Source organism: Vibrio sp. 10N.261.51.F12, assembly GCF_041471725.1.
Taxonomy (GTDB): domain Bacteria; phylum Pseudomonadota; class Gammaproteobacteria; order Enterobacterales; family Vibrionaceae; genus Vibrio.
This window is the reverse complement of the sequence record NZ_JBFROV010000036.1, coordinates 179821-187353: the sequence shown is the minus strand read 5'-3', so window position 1 is coordinate 187353 and position 7533 is coordinate 179821. Positions and strand designations below refer to the sequence as shown.

Annotated in this window: 5 protein-coding genes; 3 read left to right on the top strand and 2 right to left on the bottom strand. The window is 44.9% G+C overall.

Going from position 1 to position 7533, the window contains the following annotated elements; translation table 11 throughout:
- Positions 1-691 (bottom strand): hypothetical protein (locus tag AB4405_RS19090; protein ID WP_372062396.1); only part of this gene is annotated, 691 nt, incomplete at its 3' end.
- A 283-nt stretch (positions 692-974) separates the two neighbouring features.
- Between AB4405_RS19090 and AB4405_RS19085 the strand changes: the two genes are divergently transcribed.
- The 3 genes from AB4405_RS19085 (at position 975) to AB4405_RS19075 (ending at position 6025) form a co-directional block, all read left to right on the top strand.
- Entirely contained in the window at positions 975-2372 is a 1398-nt protein-coding gene (locus tag AB4405_RS19085) for an FAD-dependent oxidoreductase (RefSeq protein WP_372062395.1), read from the top strand.
- Between the two features lie 222 nt (positions 2373-2594).
- Positions 2595-3497, top strand: coding sequence for a LysR substrate-binding domain-containing protein (locus tag AB4405_RS19080; RefSeq protein WP_198593013.1), 903 nt, complete (start codon positions 2595-2597; stop codon positions 3495-3497).
- A 167-nt stretch (positions 3498-3664) separates the two neighbouring features.
- A complete protein-coding gene (locus AB4405_RS19075) occupies positions 3665-6025 on the top strand; it encodes a Lon protease family protein (protein WP_372062394.1) in 2361 nt (786 codons plus the stop codon).
- A 176-nt stretch (positions 6026-6201) separates the two neighbouring features.
- Here AB4405_RS19075 and AB4405_RS19070 read toward each other — a convergent pair whose 3' ends face one another.
- Complete coding sequence (locus AB4405_RS19070; protein ID WP_372062405.1) at positions 6202-6846, bottom strand: PilZ domain-containing protein; 645 nt, start codon at positions 6844-6846, stop codon at positions 6202-6204.
- Between the last annotated feature and the right edge of the window lie 687 nt (positions 6847-7533).

The window sequence follows — 7533 nt, the reverse complement described above, 5'->3', positions numbered from 1 at the left end:
CTTTCATGATCTTGCCCTGTGCTTCCCTTGCTTTGATCGCGTCAAGCATGTAGCCAAATACTTGGTCTGCTTCTTCAATCGTAGTGACATATTCGTCAGACCAAGCTCCGCCACTATTTCCGTAGTTACAATGCCCTGAGTAATCAACCATATCGATAGTGGTAAACAAAGAGTCATACTCTCCGGACGCGATCTTATCTGCGATTACTCGTGAGTTTTGGTGTTCCGCATCGCGATCAGTACCCGTACGAAACGCACTTTTTTTTGTAATGCTATCGAGATCGAAGCTAATGTAGTCAAATATTGGCCAATTTGGATAAAGTCCGATCATTAATTCAGGCTCATCTTCCTTGAGATGTTGCCAAACCGTTTGAAACCCATTCTCTCCAGACTTTTGGATAGTGTGCCAGCTTCCTGTCCACAGCGTTGATTCACCTTCAACGGTACTGGTGCCCGATTGCGAAAGTGAGCCTGAAATACCTCCCGTGTAAGCTTGCTGGATTTCTAATCGATCCATATTTGGTGTCGAAGCATTGAGAACCGCTTCGTATCTTGCGCCATCGATCATGACTAACAGTGACTTTCTGACCTTTGGTTCAGACACCGTCGTGTCATCTTTAGAAGAGGTATTACACCCCGACAGCGCAAGTAACGTAACCGCAACGCCGGCGATTTTAACATTGATACTCATTTTTATCACTCCATGCTTTTGATTTATGGGGTCAATATTAAGAGGTGCCAATGGCGTCAATATGTTACAAGGTCATTGATTTTCTTTACCAAACCTTTAATAAAACTAACTTGTGAATTGTCGATAGATACGAGTAAGGTCACGCGAGCGTGTATTGCTTTATGAACAATAGATGAAGTGAGCGCGATTTATTCTAACGCTAGCGTTAAGTTTTTCTCGCTGACGAAAAAGTAAAAATCCACTTAGTCTAACGGTCATCAATTAAAGACGGCAGAAAAGTATTATGTCAAAAGAATACAGTTATTGGTTACACGATGCGCTAGGCTCTTATCAGCAGCCTGTAGAAACGTTGGATGGTGATATTTCAGTGGATGTTGCCATCGTTGGTGGAGGGTTTACCGGCTTATGGAGTGCTATTCTCCTTAAGCAAAAACAGCCAGACTTGACGGTTGCCGTGTTGGAAAAAGGGCGCTGTGGCTCAGGCGCTTCCGGCTATAACGGTGGCTGCTTGCTGACATGGGCAACGAAATACCCGACATTAAAAAAGCTGTTCGGACAAACAGAAGCTCAATGGTTAGTGAAAGAATCAGAGGCCGTGATATCTGAAATTCGTGAATTTTGCGAAGAATATAAGGTCGACGCGGAACTGTTTACCAACGGCACGTATTACACCGCAACGAATCAGGCTCAGTCAGGCACAATGGATCCTGTCGTTGCCGCACTTGAAGCCGAAAATGTAAATAGTTGGGCAAACGTTGCCCCCGAAAGTTTGCCCTCAAGAACCGGCTCAAAAGTTCATAAGGAAGCATTTTACTCGCCGGCAGCCGGCAGTGTTCAGCCCGCAAAGCTTGCACGTGGTTTGATGCGTGTAGCAAAAGAACTGGGCGTGCAAGTCTATGAAAATACGCCGATGCTTAGCTTGGATGAAAGCCAACCCGCGGTAGTGACGACTGAGACGGGACGAGTGAAGGCAAAGAATGTGATTTTTGCCACTAATGCTTGGCTCATAGAACAATTTCCTGAGTTTAAGCGCTCTATCGTCGTCGTGTCATCGGATATGGTGCTGACTAAACCGGTTGAGGGAAAGTTAGCTGAATTTGGGCCCGAGAAAGGCGTGACCGTCGTGGATTCTCGCATATTCGTGCATTACTACCGTGATACGAAAGATGGTCGACTGATGCTAGGGAAAGGGGGAAACCGTTTTTCATTTGGTAATAAAGTGGATGGAATGTTCCATTCTGCAAGCCGGTATTTAACGCAACTAGAAAGCAGTTTCTCATGGCTATTCCCTTATCTAAATAAATCGGACATTGCGCATAGTTGGACGGGAGGCTCCGATCGCTCGGTGACGGGGTTACCATTTTTTGATCGGCTACGTGGCCACCCTCATATCTTTTATGGATTGGGTTATTCGGGGAATGGTGTGGCCCAAACTCGCATTGGTGCAAAAATTCTGTCGAGTATGGTACTTAAAGAAGACAATGCGTATACGCAATGTGGCTTAGCCAAAGGGCCGAGAGGGTATTTCCCGCCAGAGCCATTTCGTTGGTGCGGTGCCATGATGGTTCGAAACGCCGTCAGAAGAAAAGAAGCCGCGGAGCAACAAGAAATAACACCATTGCTCATTGACCGATGGCTGTCAAAGCTAGCGGGGGCGGCAGGAAAAGCCGACAAGCTGTAACGTCCGTATGGTCGTAAAGAAGATGTCGTCTATGCATAAAATATAAAGCATGGAAAGCAGTACATCGATCTAAAACGAAAGTTCGGTTTTAAGACTGTGCTGCTTGTCCATTGGTTTCATTAGCGTGCATTCATTCGTTTTTAACATAGGTCCGTTATAGTCGAGGCCTAACCTCACCTTAAGCGATGATAATTATTGATGCTAGTGACCTCGCCCCAACCGATGACAAATCAACGTCGGATCCCCCCTTTTAAAGCGTTAAGGGCGTTTGAAGCTGCAGCTCGGCATGGCAGTTTTTCTGAAGCGGCTCATGAGCTCAATGTCACTCGGGCAGCGATCAGTCAGCAAATAAAACTTCTCGAAGCGTATCTAGGTGCACGCCTATTTGAGCGAATGGGGGCGCAATTGGTGTTGACGGAACAGGCGGTCCAGTATTTACCGCTACTGACCGACATCTTTAACAAGCTTTGTCTGGGTACTGATCACCTCTTTGGTAAAAAAACGCGACAAACGTTATCGATCCGTGTTGCACAAAGCTTTTGTCATACGTGGTTATTGCCTCGCGTGGCAGATTTTCACCGAAATCACCCTGATATCACCCTGCAATTTTATTCCACCACTAACTTGTACCCAAGCAATAACAACATGGTCGACGTTGAAATCATTAACGGCTACGGCAATTGGTCTGAGGTAACGTATGAGCCTCTGACACAAGGTGAAGAGTGGGTGGTTGTGGCGAGCCCTTCATTTATGAATCAATTTGATTTTACCCAACCGATTGAAGACATCGCAGCATTTCCAAAGCTCGCCACATTAGGGTATAGCGAAGGTTGGAGGGAGTGGTTTCAACTGCATGACAAGCCACTAACATTTGACGAGCCGATTATGTCGTTTGATAGCACCCAGTTATCGATGGAGGCTGCATTGCAAGGGCTTGGCATGTTGCTGGCAAAGTCGGTGTTAGTGGAGGATGCGATTAAGCAAGGAGACTTAATGATTGCGCATCCATTGGCAATGAAAAGCAATAGTCAGCATTATTTAATCACCAACCAGACGACATCGAATGAGAAGGGAATTGCTTGCTTTTGTCTCTGGTTGAAGCAATGTGGCATGCTGATTTCGTGACCGTTTTGCTGACCACTTATCGGTCTTTTATTCATGGTTGAGCATGTATTTTGAGCTTGCATCTGTTCAAAAAGCAATCACTTGAACTTAATTTGAGAGTAAGTCACTAAATCTTAAAAGTAATTCAGCTAAACTTAGATTATTAAAGGAATAATCAGGAGCGGGTTATGGCAATTCAGAGATTAGAATCTACATCGCTATACCATGCGGCAGAGCTTGAAAAGCTGCCTTGTAAGTCAACCAAAGAACTCTCTCCTATTGATGAAATCGTTGGTCAAGAGCGTGCACAGAAAGCCGTTGAGTTTGCGATGTCCATCAAAGAGAAAGGCTATAACATCTACGCCATTGGGCAGAATGGTCTTGGTAAGCGTACGATGATCTTGCGTTATCTTAGCCGTCATCAACATGACCGCGAGGCATTATTTGATTGGTGCTATGTGGCTAATTTTTCTGACACACGGATACCACAAGTCCTAAAATTGCCCTGTGGGACGGGGTCTCGCCTTAAGCAAGATGTAGAGAAGCTGATTGCAAAATTGGTGAAAGCGATCCCGATGGCGTTTGATAATGAACTGTATTACGGTCGTGCTGACAAGCTTAAGAACGACTTAGCGAGTGTTCAACAAACTGAACTAGATAAATTGAGTGAGGAAGCAAAGGCAAAAGAGATCAGCCTGACGATTACTCCACATGGTGATTATCAGTTTGTTGCTTTGAACGGCGAAGATCTGCACACAGAAGAATCATTTGATGCCTTGCCAGAAGAAAAGCAAGCCCAATTCGGTGTCAGTATCGATGAGTTAGAGATCAGTCTACGTGGAATGGCTCGTGAGTTAACCGCGCTCGAAGAAACCTACACTGACAATATTCAGAAATTAAATGATGAAGTGACATTGGGTGTGATAAGTCACTCCATTAAGAAGCTTAAAAAAGGCTATAACGGCTACACCGAAATAAAACAATATTTGACTGAACTCCAAAAAGACATTTGCGAGAATGTGGATATCTTTTTGGAGGAAGGCAATGAGCAGGGCGAGATTGCAACCGCCTCGCTTGATAAGAATTTTCCTCGTCGTTATAAGGTCAATGTTTTGGTAAAACAAGCATGCGAAGACCTGCCTATCATTGTGGAGGAAAATCCAAACTACCACTCTTTATTTGGTTATATAGAGACGGCTACCTACAAGGGAACCGTGTTTACCGATTTTTCTCTTATTCGAGCAGGAAGCCTGCATAAAGCCAATGGCGGTGTCCTGTTAATTGATGCGGTTAAGGTGTTAGAACAACCGTATGTTTGGGATGGCTTAAAACGAGCGTTGCGCTCTAGACAGCTCAGTTTTACCTCTTTAGAAAAAGAGGTCACATTGACGGGCGCTGTCTCTTTGGATCCGCAGCCGATTCCTCTTGATGTGAAAATCATTTTGTTCGGTGACTATCGAACCTATCAACTGCTTCAGCATTATGATCCGGAGTTCGGAGAGCTGTTTAAAGTCACGGCAGATTTTGAAGATGAAATGACGCGTAGCCCGGACTCTGAACTGCAATACGCCCGTTTTATTTCCAGTATCATTCATGACAACAATATGCTGCATTGTGACCGTAAAGCGATCGCTCGCATCATCGAGCACAGCTCGCGTTTATCAGGCGATCAGCAGAAGCTGTCGCTGCATTCAGCGAACATCGCGAATTTGCTTAGGGAATCTAATTACGTCGCGCGCAACGCTAAATCCAACCTGATTCGAGTTGGCCACGTCGAGCAAGCCCTGCAATATCAACAAATGCGAGTCAATCGTCTACAAGACAGTGTCATGGAGGGGTTCACTAACGGCACAACCCTTATTCATACACAGGGAGAAGCGATCGGACAAGTCAACGCGCTGTCTGTATTGAGTACCAGTGACCATATGTTTGGCGCGCCAAATCGTATCACCGCTACCACCTCTTATGGTGAAGGTGAGGTGATTGATATCGAACGTAGCGTCGACCTAGGTGGCAGTATTCACTCTAAAGGCGTGATGATCCTAACCGCTTACCTCTCATCGGTATTTGGTAAGACAGCGAAAGTCCCACTCACCACTACGATTACCTTTGAGCAGTCTTATGGTGGTGTTGATGGTGACAGTGCCAGTATGGCGGAATTTTGCGCCGTTGTTTCAGCCTTTTCTGGGCAACCGAACCGTCAAGATATAGCCATTACTGGTTCAATGAACCAGTTTGGTGAATCTCAACCGATTGGGGGAGTGAACGAGAAAATTGAAGGTTTCTTTGATGTGTGCACCATCAAAGGGCGCAACTCAGAGCAGGGCGTCGTGATTCCTCGTTCTAATGTACATAACCTAATGTTGCGTTCAGATATCGTCAAAGCGGTGGAAAAAGGTGAGTTTCATGTCTGGGGAATCGATCATGTGACGGAAGCGGTTGAGCTCTTTACGGGGAAGCCCGCGGGGACAGCCTCTTTAGAGGGGAGTTACCCCATCGATACGGTATTCGGCATTGCTCAAGCTCGGCTGAATGCGTTGAGAAAGTAATAGGAGCCGGTGAACCTTGTTAGAAATGCCAAGCCTCGTGCTTGGCATTTTTGTGAGTTTAAGCTTAATTCGCATACCTTAACTTTTATTATACTGATAAAGCTTGATACTGATAAAGCTCGATATTGGTAAGGTCTTATATGACGGGTTTTGCTTTTATACGGTGAGTTAAAACGTTAAGCGCGAAGCTTAAATTTCGTGCCGTCAAATTTTAGAAGAGAAAGCAATTCTTTTGCATTCGCCTCGCCAAATTCATCAAATCGGATACCGTAACCATTGTAATGATTAGACTTTTGCACATTGCAAATTGGGCCGGATAAAGGAGGAAAGGCTCGACCTTTCATTGCATCCGATTGGACCCGTAATGTCACCGGTTCACCAATGGTGAGGTGCTTACTCAGTGCGGGTAAAATGAATCGGCAGCCACTTTTTGACATATCCCGAATCTCGCAACGAACACGTCTGTCACCGAATTCTAACACCGCATCTAAGTTAACCTCGTAGCGTGCTTCTTTGCGTAGGTTGGTGACAGTCATAGACTGAGGGATACTCAGTACTAACAGTGGAACGGGCTCTTCCATTCGATGAAGAAGTTGTGAACGAAACTGGATGATACCGCCTTCACCTCGCTGTGAAATTGCACGGACAACCAACCAAAAGCCTTCTTGATAAAAATCTTTGAGCTCCGACTCGGAGATTTGGGGCAACTCCAACAAAATACGATGGTCAGAGTGAGCACCAATAAATTGCGAGCTGCAGCGAAATGATGTACCGACTGGCGTCGTGATTGTTAAGGTGACATCACTGCCATGTTCAATCATTGCCAGAGCATCAGTGCTGTTTAGGGTTTGCGTTGTGCGTTGAGGTGCTTGGGGTCTGTTTTTAGGGTTATGTGTTTGCGTCACTGCTATGAACCATTCCGACGTTTTCAATTGGACTCAGTTAATCACCAACACAGGTGGAGGGGACTACGGAGTCTCTAATTTTAATAAGTACTTATCGGTACTTTCTTTTTTATCAAGTGTAAGAATATGCTGTCCAACATGCAATAGGGTGAATCGTTTAATCGTCAAAACATTGACGAAATTATCAATTTTATGGCACTCCAAAGTTGTACCGCCTGTGATGCTTGGTATGACGGCCATAAAAGCAGTTACATGATGATGAATAGCGCCAGATCCACTCGATGGTTTGGCACCCTAAGTTCAGCCCAATTTATTTGTCAATTTTGGGAGGCGCATGAACTGCAAAAATGACGTGCGTATGCTGGTGTTGAACTTGATATTCCGGTATGTAGATTAGCAGTATATTGGTTGACTTAAATTGGAGTAATAGGAAGCGGTTTTGAATAAAATACAACTTGATTGATATTTAAGTATTTGATTTGGTCTGTTATTTTTACGATCGTCAATATTCATCAAGAAGAAAAGACCTCCGTTAAAGAGGCCTTGTATTGTTGGTTATTGGCCTAGCTTTTGGTTATTTTACGCTTGGTTGCTGGCTTGGTT